Raw genomic sequence first — 18146 nt, 5'->3', positions numbered from 1 at the left:
ATTATAGTCGATCCTATTTGGGCTTGCCTAGCAGAAGCGTAAACATGGGCTCGGTGTCTCATTGCATTGCCAGTATTGCTGCGCCTTGAAAGCTTCCGGCCTTGAGTTCTTGTAAGGCATGGTTTGCTTCTTCAAGAGGAAATCGTATCGTGCGGGGCTTTATAGGAATGGCCGCTGCTTCACGCAATAAATCGATGCCGTCCTGTCTGGTGTTGGCCGTGACGCTGCGGATGACGCGTTCGCCGAAGATATCGCGATCATAGTCCAGCGAGGGAATGGGCGACATGTGGATGCCGGCTAAGGCTAAGGTGCCGCCTCGTTCAAGTGCCTGTAACGCAAGCGGCACGAGTTCACCGGCTGGGGCAAAGATGATGGAGCTGTGTAGCTTATCCGGCGGCATTTCCATCGCGCCACCGACCCAGACGGCGCCTAGTTGCTTTGCCAATTCCTGGTGCTCTCGCTTGAGCGAACTCACATAGACCCGACAGCCCCAATGGCGTGCGATCTGAATCGCAATATGCGCGGAAGCACCGAATCCATAGAGACCAAGCCGCTGGCCTGGCTTGATGCCGCTGAGACGCAAGGCTCGATAACCGATAATGCCCGCACACAACAAGGGCGCGGCTTCATCATCTGAAAAGATTGAAGGGATTGGATAGGCGAATCGTGCAGGCACCACAGCATATTCCGCATAGCCACCATCAAACTGGTAGCCGGTGAATTTGGCTTGTAAGCAGAGGTTCTCCCGCTTGCTTGTACAAAACTCACACTGTCCGCATGTGCCTTGTAGCCAGGCGATTCCGACACGATCGCCTTCTTTCACCTCCGAGACTCCGGCGCCGATCTGCATCACCGTACCGACTGTTTGATGCCCTGGGATGATTGGTAAGGCTACGTCGGGCAGTTCGCCTTCCACCACATGAAGATCGGTGCGGCAGACGCCGCAGACGTGGACTTTAACAAGGACCTGATCTGGCTGTGGAATAGGGACCGGACGATCCTCAAGCCGCAACGGATTGCGGGAGACGTTGCCAGTATGGTGGAGCACCATGGATTTCATAGTCGCTTGGGGGGGAGGAGTTTCAGGTTGCAAGTTTCAAGTCTCAGGTCTGAACGCCAATCAAGACCATCTGCATCTGATCAGGGCACGTGAAACTTGAAACCGGAAACATGAAACTTCTCTGGGGCTTCTCAGTTACTTCGCCTTAATGCACTCAATGTCCAGATGAATGTGGACGTCGTCTCCCACGACGAGTCCTCCGGTATCGAGAGTTTTGTTCCAGACCATGCCGAAATCCTTACGATTCAATGTACCGTCGGCGGTGAATCCGGCTCTCGTGTTTCCCCAGGGGTCCTTCGTGACGCCGTTCAACGTCCCGGTGAGGGTCACTTCCTTCGTGACGCCGTGGAGTGTGAGATTGCCGACAGCCTTGTATGTTTCTCCTTCTTTTCGAGCGGTTTTCATAGCGTAGATGATCGTTGGAAACTGCTTCACATCCAGGAAGTCGGCATTACGCAGATGTCCATCACGTTTCTCATGGTTGGTATTGATTGAGTCCGCATTGATGGTCGCTTCGATCGCGTTGATGGTCTTTGCGTTCGCATCCATCTCGACGAATCCGCGGTAGTCGAGAAATCGTCCTGAAGTCTTCGAGATCACCATGTGCGCTACCCGGAACTCAATCAGGGAGTGATCCGGGTCGATGTTCCATCGAGCCGTCTCGGCTTGGACGTTCAGTGGACACAGTGCCAAGAAACTCATCATGATGATGCGCTCTGTCCAGGCTCGGCTCCTGTTCATGTTCATCCCCTTTCAGTCTCCCCGCATGGGGCGTATTTCCTCTCGATCGATCCAGTTCTTTCTGCTTGATATCCTATCCACCACGAGAGGGTGGCGCAATGTGTTTCTTTCGCTGAAACATGGGCGTCCACTGGTGATGTTGGTATAGAATGCACTCATGAAAGCACTCGTCAAAACTGTTGCGGGACCGGGTCTCACCCTCACTGATTGGGCGGACCCAATCCCAGGGCTCCATGACGTGGTGGTGAAGGTGGCGGCGACTTCGCTCTGTGGAACCGACGCCCATATCTATCGGTGGGATGAATGGGCACAGCGGCGGATCCATCCACCGCGCGTGATCGGCCATGAGTTGTGCGGCCACGTGGTGGAGGTCGGACGCGAGGTGTCCCTCGTCAAAACCGGCGACTATGTCGCAGCGGAATCGCATCTGACTTGTGGAGCCTGTTTTCAGTGCCGGACGGGATTGGCGCATGTGTGCAAGAATTATAAGATCCTCGGAGTCGACCGAGACGGATCCTACGCGCAGTATGTGATTTTACCTGAAAACGTCCTGTGGAAAACGGATCCGAACATTCCGCCTGAGTTAGCCTGTCTCCAGGAACCAATCGGTAATGCCGTTGACGCTGCCCTTGCTGAAGACTTGACCGGCCAGACGGTGTTGATCACCGGATGCGGCCCAACCGGGTTGTTTGCCGCGGCTGTCGCACGAACCGCCGGGGCGGCCACCATTATTGCGTCGGATGTCAGCGACTACCGGCTTGGTTTGGCCAAGCAAGTTGGTGCGGATCACGTCCTCAATCCAAAAGCGTATCACCCGGAACAGCTGGCCGCTGCGATTCTGGATATCACCGCCGGTGAAGGGGTTGATGCGTCGTTGGAGATGTCGGGAAACCCAGAGGCGTTGCACCAGGCCTTTCAGGCGGTGAAGAACGGTGGGCGGGTCACACTGTTCGGTATTCCCACCGGCCCTGTGACGTTTGATCTCCCTAACGAAATGATCTTCAAGGGGATTCGTGTGTACGGGATTACCGGCCGGCGGTTGTTTGGAACCTGGTACCGGCTGGCCGGTCTCTTCAAGGCCGGTCTCAATATCCGGCCGGTCATCACCCATTCGTTTCCACTGAGCGAGTTTGCAACCGGGTTTGAGTTGATTCAGTCGGGGCAATGTGGAAAGGTGGTGCTATTCCCGTGATAGGGTAAAAGGTGAGAAGTGAAAAGTGAGAAGTAAGAAGCAAGACATGGAAATCTAAATTTCCGGGCTGTACCATTCCTGGCTTTCACTTTTTATCTTTCACCTCTCACGCAAATCATGGCCTACGATTCTCTCAAACAGGTTCTGGATACTCAACTTACCGACATCCGGGCCAAAGGCCTGTATAAAGCCGAGCGGCGCATTCTGAGCCCACAAGGTTCGGATATTCGGGTCTCTCAGGGCTCGGTGCTCAATCTCTGCGCCAACAACTATCTCGGCCTCGCGAATCATCCGGCGATCGTCCAAGCGGCAAAAACAGGGTTGGACACCCATGGCTATGGCATGGCCTCAGTGCGGTTTATTTGCGGCACGCAAGATCTGCACAAGCAGCTGGAACAGGCCATCAGTGCGTTTCTCGGTACTGAGGACACGATCCTCTACAGTTCCTGCTTCGATGCCAACGGGGGACTCTTTGAAGTGTTGCTGGATGAGCGCGATGCCGTCATTAGCGACGCGTTGAACCACGCAAGCCTGATCGACGGTATCCGACTCTGCAAAGCCAAACGACTTCGGTACGCCCATTCCGATATGGCTGATCTCAAAGCGCGGCTTCAGGAAGCAGGTGACTGTCGTCTTCGACTCATTGTCACGGATGGCGTCTTCTCGATGGATGGTGACCTGGCCAAGCTTGATCGAATTGTCGGGCTAGCGGAACGATATGACGCGGCTGTGATCGTCGATGACAGTCATGCCACCGGGGTACTTGGTCAGAAGGGGAGGGGTACGCCGGCTCACTTCGGCGTCGCCGACCGGATTGAAATCGTGACCAGCACCTTGGGAAAGACGCTCGGGGGTGCAACGGGTGGATTTACCTCCGGCAAGGCTGAGGTTGTGGAGTTGCTGCGCCAACGGTCTCGGCCCTACCTCTTCTCCAACTCCCTCCCTCCGCCGATTGCGGCTGGTGCGCTCTGTGCGCTTGAGCTCGTACAGCAAGGTGACCATCTCAGGCAACAGCTTCGCGCCAATGCTGCTTTTTTCAGGGATGAGCTGACTACGCTCGGCTTCCGGCTCGTTCCGGGTGAACACCCTATCATTCCCGTCATGCTGGGTGAGGCCGCCCTTGCCACCTCGATGGCGGAGGCATTGCTGAACGAAGGGGTCTACGTCGTCGGGTTCAGCTATCCCGTCGTTCCTCAAGGACAGGCAAGGATCAGGACCCAAATGTCGGCGGCCCATACACCCGCTCAGTTGCAACAGGCCGTGGCGGCGTTTGCCACAGCGGGCCGTGCCCTCGGTATCATTCCATAGGCATCCCCACCCGTATCCCTCCGAATTGACATTTCGCAGCCAGCTCAGTATTCTCTGGCACTTTATTATGTGAAGGAGTAGGGCTATGAAAGTTATTCTTCAAGAGACCCTGGAAGGGGTTGGGCATCTTGGCGATCTCATCAACGTCGCCGATGGGTTCGCGAGAAACTATTTGTTGCCGAGGCGTAAGGCCGTTGAAGCCGACAGCCGAAGCATGAAGGCGTTCGAACATGTGAAGAGGGTGGCGGCCGAGAAGGCCAAGAAAGAGAAGCTGGAGATCGAAGCCCATGCCAAAGAAGTGTCGGCGGTATCGCTGACGATCGAGATGCAGGCGGGCAAGGACGACAAGCTGTTTGGCTCCGTCACCACGAAAGACATCGCGGAGGGATTAGCGGCCCAAGGTGTGACGGTGGATCGGCGGAAGATCCAATTGGCGCACCCGATCAAGGAGTTGGGCACGGTGTCTGTACCCATTAAGATGCACAGGGACGTGGTCGCGACCGTAACGGTTTGCGTGGTCAAGAAACAAGAGGCAGAAGAACCTTCCGCTTCGGAATAAAGGGGTGATGACAGCATGATGCAGGACGCGATCGGCTCATTGGATGTACTGAAAGCGGTAGATCCCGATGTCTATGCCGCGATTGAGTCGGAAGCGATCCGGCAACGTGAAAAGTTACTCTTGATTGCCTCGGAGAATTTCGCCAGCCCGGCGGTGCTTGCCGCCCAGGGCTCGTTGCTCACCAATAAATATGCTGAAGGCTATTCGGGCAAGCGGTATTACGGCGGCTGTCAGCATGCCGACGCCGTCGAAGACCTGGCCATTCAGCGGTGCAAGCAGATCTTCGGTGCCGACCACGTCAATGTTCAGCCGCATTCCGGGTCGCAGGCCAACATGGCGGCCTATCTGTCGGTCTTAAAACCGGGCGATACGATTCTCGGGATGGATCTGGCTCAGGGCGGCCATTTGACGCACGGCAGCAAGGTGAACTTCTCCGGCATTCTCTTCAAGGTCTTTTCCTACGGCGTTGATCGCCAGACTGAAACCATCGACTATGATGCGGTGCAAAAGGTTGCCGAGGAATGCCGCCCGCGCATGATCGTGGTGGGGGCTAGCGCCTATGCGCGGATCCTCGACTTCCCGCGGTTCCAGCAGATTGCGAAATCCGTCGGGGCCTATCTGCTTGTCGATATCGCCCATATCGCCGGGCTCATCGCTGCGGGACTTCACCCGAATCCCGTCCCCTATGCGGACTTTGTGACCACGACGACCCATAAAACTCTGCGTGGCCCGCGCGGGGGTGTGACGATGTGCAAAGCCGAGTACGCCAAGGGAGTCGACAAGCTGGTGTTCCCCGGATTACAAGGCGGACCGCTCATGCATGTGATTGCGGCAAAAGCGGTTGCATTTCAAGAGGCCCTCTCCCCAGGGTTCAAGCGGTATCAGCAGCAAGTGCTGGTCAATGCGAGGGCCTTGGCGCAGGGATTGGTCGAGCGTGGGTATAAGATCGTCTCCGGAGGCACCGATACTCATCTGATGCTTCTCAACTTGTCGAACAAGGGTATTACGGGGAAAGATGCCGATGCGGCGCTCGATGCCGCCGGGATTATCGTCAACAAGAACGCTGTGCCGTACGATGAGAAGCCACCGGCCGTGGCCAGCGGCATTCGCCTTGGAACGCCGATCGTGTCGACGCGCGGCATGCGTGAGCCCGAGATGAAGCAGATCGTGGGACTGGTCGACCGCGTGCTGCAACATCGGCAAGAGCCAGCGGTGCTGGAGGAAGTACGGGCTGAGGCCAAGGCATTGAACGCTCGGTTTCCTTTCATCCACCAGTACTAACCAGCCGCTAGCAAGAGGACAGGGTCGCCGCCGGTGAAATGTCCGTTCTGCGATGAACTCGAAGACAAGGTGGTCGACTCTCGTATGGCCAAGGAAGGCGAGGTCATCCGTCGCCGTCGCGAATGCCTTGGGTGTAAACGCCGCTATACCACCTACGAGCGTGTCGAAGAGATCCTCCCGGTCGTGGTGAAAAAGGACGGGCGGCGCGAATCGTTCGATCGCAATAAGATTCTGGTGGGACTAAAAAAAGCCTGTGAAAAACGGCCGATCAGTATCAGTACCATTGAGGCCGTGACCGACCGCATTGAAAAACACATTCAAGAGATGGGCGAGACGGAGATCGAAAGCCGGATCGTCGGGGAAGAAGTGATGCGAGAACTGCATCAGTTGGACCAGGTCGCCTACGTCCGGTTTGCATCCGTGTATCGAGAGTTCAAGGACATCGACCAATTCTTGGATGAGTTGAAGACCCTGGCGCAGGAACGTAGTGAGCCTTGACCTTCGACTGTTGTCGCTCAGTTCTCTTCTCAGGATGGTTCTGTCTCGGCCGTTTCACACCTCACACGGTGACCAGACGGGTGCTTCGGGTACGAGCCGGAGAGTGAGCCTGTTCTCCTGCATAGTTAAGGCCTCCCTCAGCCGTTTACGACACGGCGCTGAGTCCACCTCGCCTCTTTGCCGGTTGCGGACCGACGGGAAGGCTCTGTTGAACGTCCTGTAGCATATGCGGATCGCAGACAGGATCATGCAGTTACGCGTCTCTGAACAGTGTTTATACTGCTTTCTTGCAACCCGCTAGAACCACCATGCCTACGATCAAACCTCTATCTTCGCGTGGGAAACGACACGCATCGACTTCCGCGTCAACCAGCGTTGCCATCATCGGTGCTGGTCGTGGAGGCACCGCGCTGATCGAGATCTTTGCGAATGATCCGTTGGTTCAGATCGTCGGTGTTGCGGAGATCAATGCAGATGCGCCGGGACTTGCGTTGGCCAAGCAGTTGAAGATCCCGGTCACGCACGACTATCAACAGCTGCTTACGATGGAGCGTGTCGACCTGATCATCGACGTGTCGGGAGACCCGGACGTGTGGCAATTTCTCCAGGATTTTCATCGAATGGGCGTTACCGTCATCGGAGGAGCCAGCGCGAAATTCATGTGGGAGTTGATCGGAGCCAGAATTCGCGCGACGGCGGAGATCGAGAAAACGTTGAACAAGTATCAATCCCTCTACCGATTGTACGTGAAGGAAACCGGCGCAGCGGTGACGGATGAACGGACCAGAATCGCCTGCGAGATTCATGACGGGTTCGTACAGATCCTGGCGGGGGTCAACTTCAAGCTGGATCTGTGTCAGCAGCTCTTACGGAAAAATCCACGGGCGAGTTTGGCCACGCTCAAGGAGAGTAAGGCTCAGCTGAAACTGGCGATTCAAGAAGCCCGCCAGGTCATCTTCAATTTGCGTCCTCTGCATTACGACAAGATGGAATTGATCTCGGCGCTGACCAACTATTTCAAGTCCTATCAGACGCAGACTCATATCGCCACCAAGTTTACCTTCTCCGGGGACGAACAGATTCTGTTTCCTCGGACGAAGATGTTTCTTTTTCGCATCATTCAAGAGGCTTTGGGGAACGTTCACAAACATGCCAAGGCGGACCGAGTGACGATTAAGTTGGATATTGATATCGATCTCTTGCGGGTGACGATCACCGATAATGGAATCGGGTTCGATATGGAAACCGTCCTGCGCGACCCTGAAAAGTGGGACCATTTTGGGATTAAAGGTATCTTAGAGCGATCGCGGTTGGTCGGAGGGGAGGGGCGAGTCGAATCCAAACCAGGGAAAGGCACGAGGATTATCGTTGAAGTGCCCTTGGGCCAGAAGGAGGAACAACAGCATGGAAAAGATTAAGGTCCTCATCGCCGACGACCATCGGGTCGTCCGAGAAGGGTTGGCTGCTATTCTCAAGACGAAAGAAGATATTCATGTTCTTGGTGAGGCGCAGGATGGAATGGAAGCGGTGGAGAAAGCGCGCGCCTTGCTTCCGGACGTGATCCTGATGGACGTCAGTATGCCGAGGATGGGCGGCGTTGAGGCGACCAGACAGATCAAGCGTGAGTTCCCGCATATTGGCGTGGTCGCGTTGACCATGTATGAAGAGCAGCAATATATCTTCGACCTGGTCCGTGCCGGCGCAACGGGATACCTCCTGAAAGATTCGGAATCGTCGCAGATTGTGGCCGCCATTCGCGCGATCTATCGCGGTGAGTCGCTGATCCACCCGTCGGTCGCCAGCAAAATCCTGGCGGAGTTTTCGCTCATGGCGCAGAAAAAAGGGAAAAAGCCGGCATGGGCCGAACATGACTTGACGGAACGGGAAATTACCGTGTTGCGATTGGTTGCCGACGGAAAGACCAATAAAGAAATCGCCAACAGCTTGGACCTCAGTGAAAAGACGGTCAAGAATCACGTGAGGAATATTTTTCACAAGCTACAAGTCTACGACCGCACACAGGCCGCCATTCTTGCCATCCGCAAAGGCCTGATCGAATTGGACCCAAAGCGATAGATCTCTTCTGCGGACAGATCGATTGCTTACCCGCCTTTTGTTCGGCGGCATGTTGCGCTTTCAATGAGAGTTGCGAGCGGATAGCATGCGCCGCAATCAAGATTGGAGACAGGCTCTAAGCCAGGAAAGAAACCAAACGTTTCATGGGCGAGATGACCTGCTAGAGCCCTCGAATAACAGTGACGTTGTACGTCGTGCTGTTCACTCCGTCTTGCGCGATAACAGTTATTCCAACCGGTGGATTTGGTCCCAGCCCCGGCGAGATGGTCACCTGGCCGGTTGGGGTTCCTGCCGTGGCCATGACTGATCCCAACGCCGACACTGTGGCATTGGGATCAGACTTTGTCGCCGTGATTGTGATACCGCCCACGAGCAGGCCTACCTTCACGGTATAGTTCTCTGTGTCGGGTGCAAAGGGTGGATCCAGAGAACCCGCATTGACCTGTAACGCAGACAGAAGACTGTCGTTAGAGAAGAGGCGGTTGATGGTGATGGAGTAGGTCGCCGCGGCTCCACTAGGTGCGGTGACAGTAATCGATACAGAGGTGGTTGTCCCCGGATTACCAAGCGTGACCGGTAATTGCCCGGGATTGATCCCTGGCCCAATGCTGACGGAGTTCGCCGCTGAACTCATCAGCATCGTGGCACTCTGGTCGGACTTGGTGGCGGTGATCGTGACTTGTCCAACGGTGGTTGCCACGTTCACCGTATAGTTCAGAACATTGGCATCAAATCCCGGCGACAATGGCTGTGGCACAGAACTTGTTGTCACGTTCAAATCCGAGAGGTGGTTATCACCCGAGAGGCGCCGTGTGACCGTGATGGTATACCTGCTCTCCAGTCCGTTTTGTGAGGATGCGACCACTTCAATGAGTGTGGTCGACCCCGGCTGGCCGAGTGAGACAGGGTGGCCTTGCCCTGCAGGGGTGATTGTCCCGTTGATGATGATCGTGGTCGTCGTGCTTTTGGGATTGGCCGTCACCGTCACACTGGTCACGGCGGTGGCCACGGTGGCGGTATAGCTGGTGGTATTGCTGGAAAATGCCGGTTGAAGCGCACCGGAGGGGGTGATCGTCAAGCCGGTAAGGGGAACTTCTGCTGTCTGCTCTGAAAGTGATGCACTGTCTCTGCAGCCAGAGGCGATGAAGCAGAGAGTGATGAGACAGACAGCGGCGATGCGGTGGCTCGCAGCAACGAGCAGGTGTTTCATGGACATATGGTCACTTTCTCAGTACCAGGGAGGCTGGTTTGTATCTGATCTGGTAAACATCGCACGTGGCGCTGATGCGTACAGCTGATTTCAGGCCTGCATTCCAAGATCGAGAACGTCGTACCGACATATGACACCTATAGCGAATCCGCTCGGTCTGGTCAATCGATAGGATCAAGGGATATGGCGGTCTCACCGGTGGCTGTTAGTTTCTAGAGTCCTCGAGTCACAGTAATCTTATACGTCGTTCTGTTGATCCCGTCTTGGGCGATCAGAGTCAGATCTACCGTTGTCCCAGCCCCCAAGACCGGAGAGACCGTCACCTGACCGATGGGTGTCCCAGCTGCAGCGATGACTGAGCCTAGGGAAGACATGATGGCGTTCGGATCGGTCTTGGTCGCTGTGATGATGACGCTGCCGGTGAGGAGGCCGATCTTCACCGTATAGTCCACGATATTAGGGGCGAAGGGAGGATCCAATGTGCCGGCACTTACACTCAAGGCTGACAGCGTGCTGTCGCTGGATGCACGCCGGTTAATGGTGACGGAGTAAGGTTTGGAGGTTCCATCCGGTGCTCTGACGATGATGGACACCGCTGTGGTGCTCCCCGGCGTGCCGAGTGGAATCGATGCGTGACCGCTTGCTTGGCCAGTCCCGGCGGACAACGAGCCGGATATCACAGCGTCTGGGTCAGCTTTGGTCGCGGACACATCTACGCTGTCGACGTTGGTCGGCACATCCAGGGCATAGGCCAGATGATCAGCAGTGAAGGCGGGACTCAGAGTCCCGGATGTCACACTGAGAGCCGACAAGTTGTTATTGCTCGATGGAGCGGCTCGTTTGATCGTGATGGTGTAGGTTTTTACATTGCCGTCTTGAGCGGCCACATGAATGGAGACATCCTTTTCTGTCCCCGGTCCATCCAGTTGGATGGTGGCCCGTCCTTCATTGGGGACGCCACCGGAAATCACCGCAAGGGGATCGGCCTTGGTTGCTGTGACGGTGACACTGGTAACCTTGGTCCCCACATCCACCCTGTAGTTGGTCTCGCCAGAGGAAAAGCCAGGAGATAAGGTTTGATCAGCAGTGCCGACTTGCACGCGCAAGGCCGACAGGTTGTTGTTGCTGGATGCCGCACGACGGATCGTGATGCGATAGGTTTTGCGGGCTTGATTCGGAGCGGTGACGGTGATCGAAACTATTCTTTGTGTCCCCGGTCCATCGAGTTGGATGGTCGCGCGTCCTTCATCGGACACATCACCCGATAGTACGGCATCAGGATCAGACTTGGTTGCGGCAATGGTGACAGCGGAGATGTTGGTGGCCACATCCACAGTGTAAGTTAAACGGTCGGACGTAAAGGAGGGACTCACGGGATCTGGCGTGACGGTCAAGGTCTTCAGATTATTATCACCTGAGAGCAGTCGTGTCACACGGACTGTATAGGTGCTGTCCGTACCGGTCTGTGTTGTCAACACGATAGAGATGGTTTTGGTCGATCCTGGTTGGTCGAGGGCGATGGAACGCTGTGTGGTGACAGTTCCGTCGATCGATACCGTTACTGTGCTGTCCTGGGGGGTCGCTGTGACCGTGATACTGGTAGCGGCCGTCGGAGCCTCAGCCGCATAGCTGGTGGTATCGCTGGAAAAGGCCGGTTGAAGGGTGGCCGGCGTCACGTCGAGGCTGGCCAGTGGGACATTGGGCCGATCTGAAACGGACGCCGAGTCCTTACAACCGTAGAGAGTCACACAGAGCACGACGAGGCAAAGGGCAACCCAATCGGCTCTTGTGATGATCAAAAAGCGTTTCATGGCAATATCGCAGATGGTCTCGTGTTGCACGCCGGAACTGGTGCATCTGGTCTACTGAGTCCAAACCGTCAGCGAGGAAATGTCACAGAGGGTTCAGATCGGTTCTCACGATGTCCGCAAATCGAGCAGCGACTGATATTTGATATAGCGGATCTGACCGGTCGGGTCAACCGACGAAGTGAGGAGGGATGATGGGCGCGATGTGTGAGAGTGTCAGGACAGTGATTCAGAGAAACCGCTGTTCATGAGTACATGGCGGCAGAAATATGTCTGCGTCAGGGTGAAGCTGAGTCCACAGTCTATCGACGAGACCGGATGAAGATGGCGTATGAGCGTGTCGTCGCACCGTCCTGTGCGGTGACCGTCAGATCCATCTCGGTGCGTCTTCCCGTTAGAGGGACGGAGATTTGTCCTGTCTGTGTCCCTGCCGCTGCGATGATGGAACCAAGTGCGGACAGCACGGCATTGGGATCGGATTTCGTTGCGGAGATAGTCACACGTTCCACGTCACTGGCCACGGTCACCCGGTAGCTCACGGTATCTGAAGAGAACGCAGGATCCAAGGAGCCAGGAGTGACCGTCAAGTCGGCGAGCGCATCGTCGCTCGAGGGTCTCGCACGTGTGACGGCGATGGTATAGCTCCTTGAGGTTCCATTCGGTGCGGTCACGGTCAACGAGACAACCTTGGTGGTTCCGGGCCCGTCCAGTGTGAGCGTCGCACGCCCTTCGTTAGGCCCATCACCCGAGATCACGGCATTGGGGTCAGATTTGGTGGCCACGACGGTCACCTCAGTGACGGTGTTGGCCACATTCACCGTATAGTTTTGAGTGGCGGCAGAAAAGACGGGAGCTAAGGTGCCCGGCGAGACAGTCAAACTCTTCAGGGTGTTGTCCCCGGCAAGGGTGATCGCCCGCAGGGTTATCGTGTAGATCTTCGCCCTTCCATCGGAGGATGAGACGGTCAAGGAGACGTCCTTCGTTGATCCAGGCCCGGGGGCTTGAACCGTGGCCTGACCAGTGACTTGTCCTGCCGGAGCGGTGATCCCACCAGACAAGACGTCATTCGGTTCAGACTTCGTTGCTGAAATGGTGACATCTTGCTGGGTGCCGGACAGATCAACCGTGTAGTCGGTCGTGTCGCTGGTGAAGGGCGGTTGGAGTGACGCGCCGGAAACTGAAAGGCCGGCTAGTTGCGGGCCAGGATCAATCGACCCTGTGTCCGTACAGCCAGCGGTGCCAAACCCGATGGTCCCGACAAGAAGCGCGAGGGCAAGGTACTGTGCAGGCATGGTGAAAAGGTGTTTCATGATGGACCCACCACATTCGCTTGCTGGAAATCCTGTTGGGCCCAGCCACCCGTATGAACCAAAACGGAGGTGCAGATCTTACGGAAGGGTTTCCTGATCGGTCTATCCCTACTTGTGTATGGATCAGCCGAGTGAGAGAAGCGGCGTTCCTAACTGATTAGGGCAACGCTTCAGATTAAGAAGCGGTGGGTGACCGGTTATGGGAAGTAGGTCTGTGTAAGGATGGTATGTCGCAAGAGGCCTATCCGGTGACAGAAAGGCCTCGGCGAACGACCTAATGTACTAGGGAGCTAGAGGAGGTGCTTGGCTCACGGTAATGGTGTAGGTCTTGATGGTCGTTGTGTTTTGTGCGGTCACAATAACCGATATCTGTGGGGGGGGGAGGAATATATAAGAAACGGTTGCTTGGCCAGTTGCGACTCCTGTTCCAGGGTCGGGGACCGAGCCAGAGAGGATGGCATTAGGATCGGACTTAGTCGCAGTGACGGTCACCTCGAAGATGCCAAATGGTACTTCTACTGTGTAGTCCAAGTGGTTCTGATCAAAAGCTGGAGTTAAGGTAAGAAGTACAGCATTCGCTGCCACACTCAATGCGAGTAGATTGCTGTCATCTGATGACGCGCGATGAATCGTGACGGTGTAGGTTTTACTGTCAATCCCATTCTGTGCAGTGACAAGGACTGATATCGGCGTGTCTGAGCCTGGCCCTCCTAGCGGGAGATTGGACGCAGAACCGGAAGCCGTTCCTGCCGGGATGGTGACGCTCCCAATTGCCATCACGGCATTTGGATCGGATTTCGTTGCCGAGACATCCACGCTGGTCACATTCGTGGCCACATTGACCGTGTAGGGCGGTGGGGTGTTGAGATCAATAGGATGAGCCAAGGAGTTTGCGGTCACGATCAATGCCGACAGGTTGCTGTCGTCCGATGACGCGCGATGAATCGTGACGGTGTAGGTTTTACTGTCAATCCCATTCTGTGCAGTGACAAGGACTGATATCGGCGTGTCTGAGCCTGGCGCGCCGAGGGGAAGATTTGTTGCGGAACCGGAGGCTGTTCCTGCTGGGACGGTGACGCTCGCGATTGCCATCACGGCATTCGGATCGGATTTCGTTGCCGAGACAGCCACACTGGTGACATTGGTGGGCACGTCTACTGTGTAGAATGTCGTGCCTGCGGTGAAGACAGGATTCAAGGTACCGACTGAGACGTTCAACGCTGACAGATTGGTATCTCCTGCGAGTCGCTTTATGGATAAGGTATAGGTCTTCTTGCTGCCATTGGGGGCGGTAACTTCGATTGTCACCGGTGTGATTGTCCCGGGAGAGCCGAGTGTGATGGGCACTTGTCCTGGATTTGTTCCTGCCGGAACAGTGGTAGACCCGATCAGCATCGCGGCATTTGGGTCTGATTTGGTGGCAGTGACGTTCACGGAGGTGACGTTGGTCTGAACGTCTACTGTGTAGGCCAGGGTGTTCGCATCAAAGCCAGGAACCAAGGGTTGAATCGCGTTATTTACTTTGACGCTCAATGCCGAGAGATTGTTATCGCTCGATAAGAGTCTTGTGACCGTGACGGTATAGGTGGTTTCCAACCCATTCTGTGACTCTAAGAGAATAGGGATTATCTTGCTCGATCCTGGAGGGCCAAGTGATATGGAGCGTTGCGTGGTGACCGTGCCATCAATAGTGACGAGTGTTGTACTGCTTTTTGGGGTGGCGACCACGGTGACCGTTGCAGCGCCTGTCGGGGCATCGACTCTGTAGCTGGTGGTGTTGCTTGAAAACACGGGCTGCAGCGATCCTGGGGTTACCGTCAAGCTGGAGAGGGGTACTTCTACGGTGGTTTCTGAAATCGAGGCGCTGTCCGAACATCCGTAATTCCCGATGCTGATTGCAGCGACCAGGATGATGGCCCAATAGGTCTTGGTGAAGGTCAACAGGTGTTTCATAATGGTCCCGGTTATTTTTTGGTACAGGAATTCGTAGCGTCTTGGGTCTTGCCCATCCCGAACAACAGAGTCCTGATGCTAGGAGAGGATGGGAAAACGGTCTAGGCCTACAAAGGTAAGGGAGCTCCGGGCGAAGGCGGGATCTGGTCAGGATAACAGAGGGGATCGAACAACATGTGGAGGAGGTTCAGCGTATGTAGCTAAGAAACTGACTCACGTTAGTGGTTCGGAGTGATGGAGGGAGTCTCTACAGTATCAACCGAGGCTGATGAGATGAACGGCATGATGTTGCGGGTACTGGGCTGTTCAGCAGAACGGCATATAACGCCGTCGCAATATCTGTCTTAGTAGCGACGTCAGACCGACATTACGACATTCAGGGCGAGCCTGGCTGCCGAAATGCTCACCCTAGTATTGGCCACCCTCTGGTGGCACCGGGGATGACCTCAATAATGTGCGACAGGCCTAAGTGCGCGTTACATCAAAGTCGTATTTGATGGCCGGAACTATGTTCCGGTTTGCCCCGTGCTGATAGTTACGGGCAAAGGGTCACTCTGCTGGGACTCAAGGTTCGTCGCCGTATTGGTTACGGTGCTGGTAATCGAGTGCGGGATTCCATTGTTATTCCCACTCAGCGGTGTTGTTGGTTGGAGGGTGTTATTCGCCGCATTAAAATTAGAGCCAACCTTGTTCCCATCCACGTAAAGGTTTGGTGTGTGTCCCGATGCAGGCTGGGGTATTGTGAATCTTGGCGTTGTGACGGTGGTGAAGTTGTCGTCTCTGGTGCCAAACGGTATACCTTGATCGTCTACGGCGCAGTCCGCATTAGTGCCGGTCGGAGGGCCCGTAAGATCAGTCCTAAGCGGACAGGAGTCATCCGCTGTCAGTAGGTCCGGGGCGATTGCCGGTTTCGCCGGTGGGGTGGGCGTGGCCGGACGGAACACGGAGATGGTGTAGGTGTTGATGGCAACTCCATTCTGAGCAGTCACGGTGACCGATATCGCTGTATTTTCCCCTCCTGCACCATTCAGCGGGAAATTCGCTTGCCCTGACGCAGTACCCGGTGGGACGGTTACACTGCCTAGCGCCATCGTGGCATTTGAATCGGCTTTGGTTGCGGAAACAGTGACGTTACCGACAGCACTATCCACAGTTACTATATAGCTGAGATCGTTCGCGTTGAAGGGCGAGTCGAATGTGCCTGGTGAGACAGTTAATGCTGATAGATTATTGTTTGCACCGAGAGCGGCTTTGTTCACCGTGAGGGTGTGGGCCTTTGCGGTCCCATTCGGAGCAGTTACGAGGATGTCGATGACTGTGTTCGTTCCCGCCTCGCCCAGACTGATGGAGCGACTTTGGCCCGAGTTGGTGCCCTGTCCCTCGATCGTCATCGTGGCATTCGTATCCTGAAGCCTGGCGGTCACGGTCACGCTTGTGACGGTGCTCCCAACATTCACGGTGTAGGCGGTGCGATCTGCCCTGAATGAAGGATCTAAGGTTCCTGGCGACACGGTCAATGCCGATAGGTTGTTGTTGCCCGAGAGGGCGGCTTTGTTCACCGTGACGGTGTAGGCCTTTGGGGTCCCATTCGGAGCAGTTACGAGGATGTCGATGACTGTGTTCGTTCCCGCCTCGCCCAGACTGATGGAGCGACTTTGGCCCGAGTTGGTGCCCTGTCCCTCGATCGTCATCGTGGCATTCGTATCCTGAAGCCTGGCGGTCACGGTCACGCTCGTGACGGTGCTCCCAACATTCACGGTGTAAGAGGAAGTGCTTGCACTGAACGTGGGGCTTAGGGTGCCCGGCGACACGGTCAACGCCGATAGGTTGTTATTGCCCGAGAGGGCGGCCCGATTGATGGTCACCGTATATTGCTTGGGGGCTTGATTTGAGGCGAATACGATAATGGTGACGGTGCTAGGTAAGCCAGGGTTGTTTAACCCAATGGTTTGAGATTGGCCGGAGGTAGCGGCTTGCCCATTGACGGTCATGGTTGCCGAGGTATCTGCCAGGGTTGGTCTCACTGTGACGCTGGATACACCACTGCCCACATTCACGGTATAGGCGGTGCGATCTGCCCTGAACGAAGGGTCTAAGCTCCCGGAGGAGACGGTCAATGCTGACAGATTGTTGTTCCCGGCCCGATTGATAGCTACCGAATATGCTTTGGGTGACCCATCTTGGGCGATGACAATGATGGTGATGATGGTAGGCGAACCAGGGTTGTTTAACTGAAAGGTCTGTGATTGGGCGGAGGTGGTGGTTTGCCCATTGACGGTCATGGTTGCCGAGGTATCTGCCAGGGTTGGTCTCACTGTGACGCTGGATACACCACTGCCCACATTCACGGTATAGGCGGTGCGATCTGCCCTGAACGAAGGGTCTAAGCTCCCGGAGGAGACGGTCAGTCCTGACAAGTTGTTGTTTCTTGACGCTCCCCGGCTCACGGTAACTTCGTAGGATTTCGTGCTTCCATTCTGTGCCGTAACGGTGATCGTGACTGGTGTGACTTGACCACCACCCTTGAGATCAACCGGGTGGGGTTGACCAGATCCTGCCGCTTGCCCATTCACGGTCATGGTCGCCAAGGGGTCTGACAGTGTGGGGGTGACCGTGATGCGTCCGATGTTATTGTCTACACTGACCGTATAGTTAAGTAAGTTCTTGTCGAATGGGGGAGCGAGCGCTCCTGGTGTAACAGTCAAGTTTATTAAGGAATTATCTCCAGCCAGGGGCGCTCGTTTGACTCGGACCGTGTATGATCTCGACGTGCCACCTGTGCCTGTTTCTGTGACAACGATATTGACAGATTCCTCTGCCCCTGGTGAGTCGAGCGTGATGGCCTGACTTGATACAGGCTGGTTGTTGATCCGTATTGTGTCTCCAGCGACTCGAGGAGTGGCCGTGATGGTAGTAGTTGAGACATCGGTGGAGAGCTGGACCGTGTAACTTGTTGTGTCAGGGCTAAACCTGGGCGTCAATGTTCCTTCGGAGACCGACAGGTTTCCGAGTGACGCCGGCTCGGTCACGGTTGCGGAGTCCCCACAGCCGTAGGCGCTCAGCCCGAAGAGGATCAGGGTCAGTCCAACGAGAGATCGTCCGGTACGGATGTGTGGATGCTTCATGGTGGAACCGCTCACTTTCTGTTGG

Annotated in this window: 15 protein-coding genes; 8 read left to right on the top strand and 7 right to left on the bottom strand. The window is 55.6% G+C overall.

Going from position 1 to position 18146, the window contains the following annotated elements; translation table 11 throughout:
• Positions 1-58: 58 nt before the first annotated feature.
• Both ACMTNU_RS13315 and ACMTNU_RS13310 read right to left on the bottom strand, forming a co-directional pair.
• Positions 59-1060, bottom strand: coding sequence for a zinc-dependent alcohol dehydrogenase family protein (locus ACMTNU_RS13315; protein WP_413935746.1), 1002 nt, complete (start codon positions 1058-1060; stop codon positions 59-61).
• Between the two features lie 135 nt (positions 1061-1195).
• Positions 1196-1765 (bottom strand): YceI family protein, encoded by a 570-nt coding sequence (locus ACMTNU_RS13310; RefSeq protein ID WP_413935745.1) that lies wholly within the window; start codon positions 1763-1765, stop codon positions 1196-1198.
• Between ACMTNU_RS13310 and ACMTNU_RS13305 the strand changes: the two genes are divergently transcribed.
• The 8 genes from ACMTNU_RS13305 to ACMTNU_RS13270 all read left to right on the top strand — a co-directional run bounded on the left by ACMTNU_RS13305 (position 1764) and on the right by ACMTNU_RS13270 (position 8715).
• Positions 1764-1949 carry a hypothetical protein gene (locus ACMTNU_RS13305; RefSeq protein WP_413935744.1) on the top strand — a complete coding sequence of 62 codons (186 nt, stop codon included), beginning with the start codon at positions 1764-1766 and terminating at the stop codon, positions 1947-1949. The two genes, ACMTNU_RS13310 and ACMTNU_RS13305, sit on opposite strands and share 2 nt — an antisense overlap.
• A gap of 9 nt (positions 1950-1958) precedes the next feature.
• Positions 1959-2993 (top strand): L-threonine 3-dehydrogenase, encoded by a 1035-nt coding sequence (tdh, locus tag ACMTNU_RS13300; RefSeq protein WP_413935743.1) that lies wholly within the window; start codon positions 1959-1961, stop codon positions 2991-2993.
• Between the two features lie 117 nt (positions 2994-3110).
• The gene (locus ACMTNU_RS13295) at positions 3111-4301 is read left to right on the top strand and encodes a glycine C-acetyltransferase (RefSeq protein ID WP_413935742.1); all 1191 of its coding nucleotides are present in this window, start codon (positions 3111-3113) and stop codon (positions 4299-4301) included.
• An 85-nt stretch (positions 4302-4386) separates the two neighbouring features.
• A complete protein-coding gene (gene rplI / locus ACMTNU_RS13290) occupies positions 4387-4860 on the top strand; it encodes a 50S ribosomal protein L9 (protein ID WP_413935741.1) in 474 nt (157 codons plus the stop codon).
• Positions 4861-4899: 39 nt separating this feature from the next.
• Positions 4900-6141, top strand: coding sequence for a serine hydroxymethyltransferase (glyA, locus tag ACMTNU_RS13285; protein WP_413935768.1), 1242 nt, complete (start codon positions 4900-4902; stop codon positions 6139-6141).
• A gap of 33 nt (positions 6142-6174) precedes the next feature.
• Complete coding sequence (nrdR, locus tag ACMTNU_RS13280) at positions 6175-6639, top strand: transcriptional regulator NrdR (RefSeq protein WP_413935740.1); 465 nt, start codon at positions 6175-6177, stop codon at positions 6637-6639.
• A gap of 308 nt (positions 6640-6947) precedes the next feature.
• Positions 6948-8057 (top strand): ATP-binding protein, encoded by a 1110-nt coding sequence (locus ACMTNU_RS13275; protein WP_413935739.1) that lies wholly within the window; start codon positions 6948-6950, stop codon positions 8055-8057.
• A complete protein-coding gene (locus ACMTNU_RS13270) occupies positions 8044-8715 on the top strand; it encodes a response regulator (protein ID WP_413935738.1) in 672 nt (223 codons plus the stop codon). The genes ACMTNU_RS13275 and ACMTNU_RS13270 overlap by 14 nt, the downstream gene beginning before the upstream one ends.
• A gap of 160 nt (positions 8716-8875) precedes the next feature.
• On the opposite strand, the gene ACMTNU_RS13265 is transcribed toward ACMTNU_RS13270, so the two are convergent.
• The 5 genes from ACMTNU_RS13265 to ACMTNU_RS13245 form a co-directional block, all read right to left on the bottom strand.
• The gene (locus ACMTNU_RS13265) at positions 8876-9931 is read right to left on the bottom strand and encodes a cadherin-like beta sandwich domain-containing protein (protein ID WP_413935737.1); all 1056 of its coding nucleotides are present in this window, start codon (positions 9929-9931) and stop codon (positions 8876-8878) included.
• Between the two features lie 206 nt (positions 9932-10137).
• Positions 10138-11736 (bottom strand): cadherin-like beta sandwich domain-containing protein, encoded by a 1599-nt coding sequence (locus ACMTNU_RS13260; protein ID WP_413935736.1) that lies wholly within the window; start codon positions 11734-11736, stop codon positions 10138-10140.
• A 299-nt stretch (positions 11737-12035) separates the two neighbouring features.
• Positions 12036-13043, bottom strand: a complete 1008-nt coding sequence (locus ACMTNU_RS13255) for a cadherin-like beta sandwich domain-containing protein (RefSeq protein WP_413935735.1) — start codon at positions 13041-13043, stop codon at positions 12036-12038.
• Positions 13044-13325: 282 nt separating this feature from the next.
• Positions 13326-14996 carry a cadherin-like beta sandwich domain-containing protein gene (locus ACMTNU_RS13250; RefSeq protein ID WP_413935734.1) on the bottom strand — a complete coding sequence of 557 codons (1671 nt, stop codon included), beginning with the start codon at positions 14994-14996 and terminating at the stop codon, positions 13326-13328.
• Between the two features lie 506 nt (positions 14997-15502).
• Entirely contained in the window at positions 15503-18121 is a 2619-nt protein-coding gene (locus ACMTNU_RS13245) for a cadherin-like beta sandwich domain-containing protein (protein ID WP_413935733.1), read from the bottom strand.
• Between the last annotated feature and the right edge of the window lie 25 nt (positions 18122-18146).

Origin of the sequence: Nitrospira sp. BLG_1 (assembly GCF_047338595.1) — a bacterium.
Taxonomy (GTDB): Bacteria; Nitrospirota; Nitrospiria; order Nitrospirales; family Nitrospiraceae; genus Nitrospira_D.
This window is presented reverse-complemented; position numbering and strand designations above follow the sequence as displayed.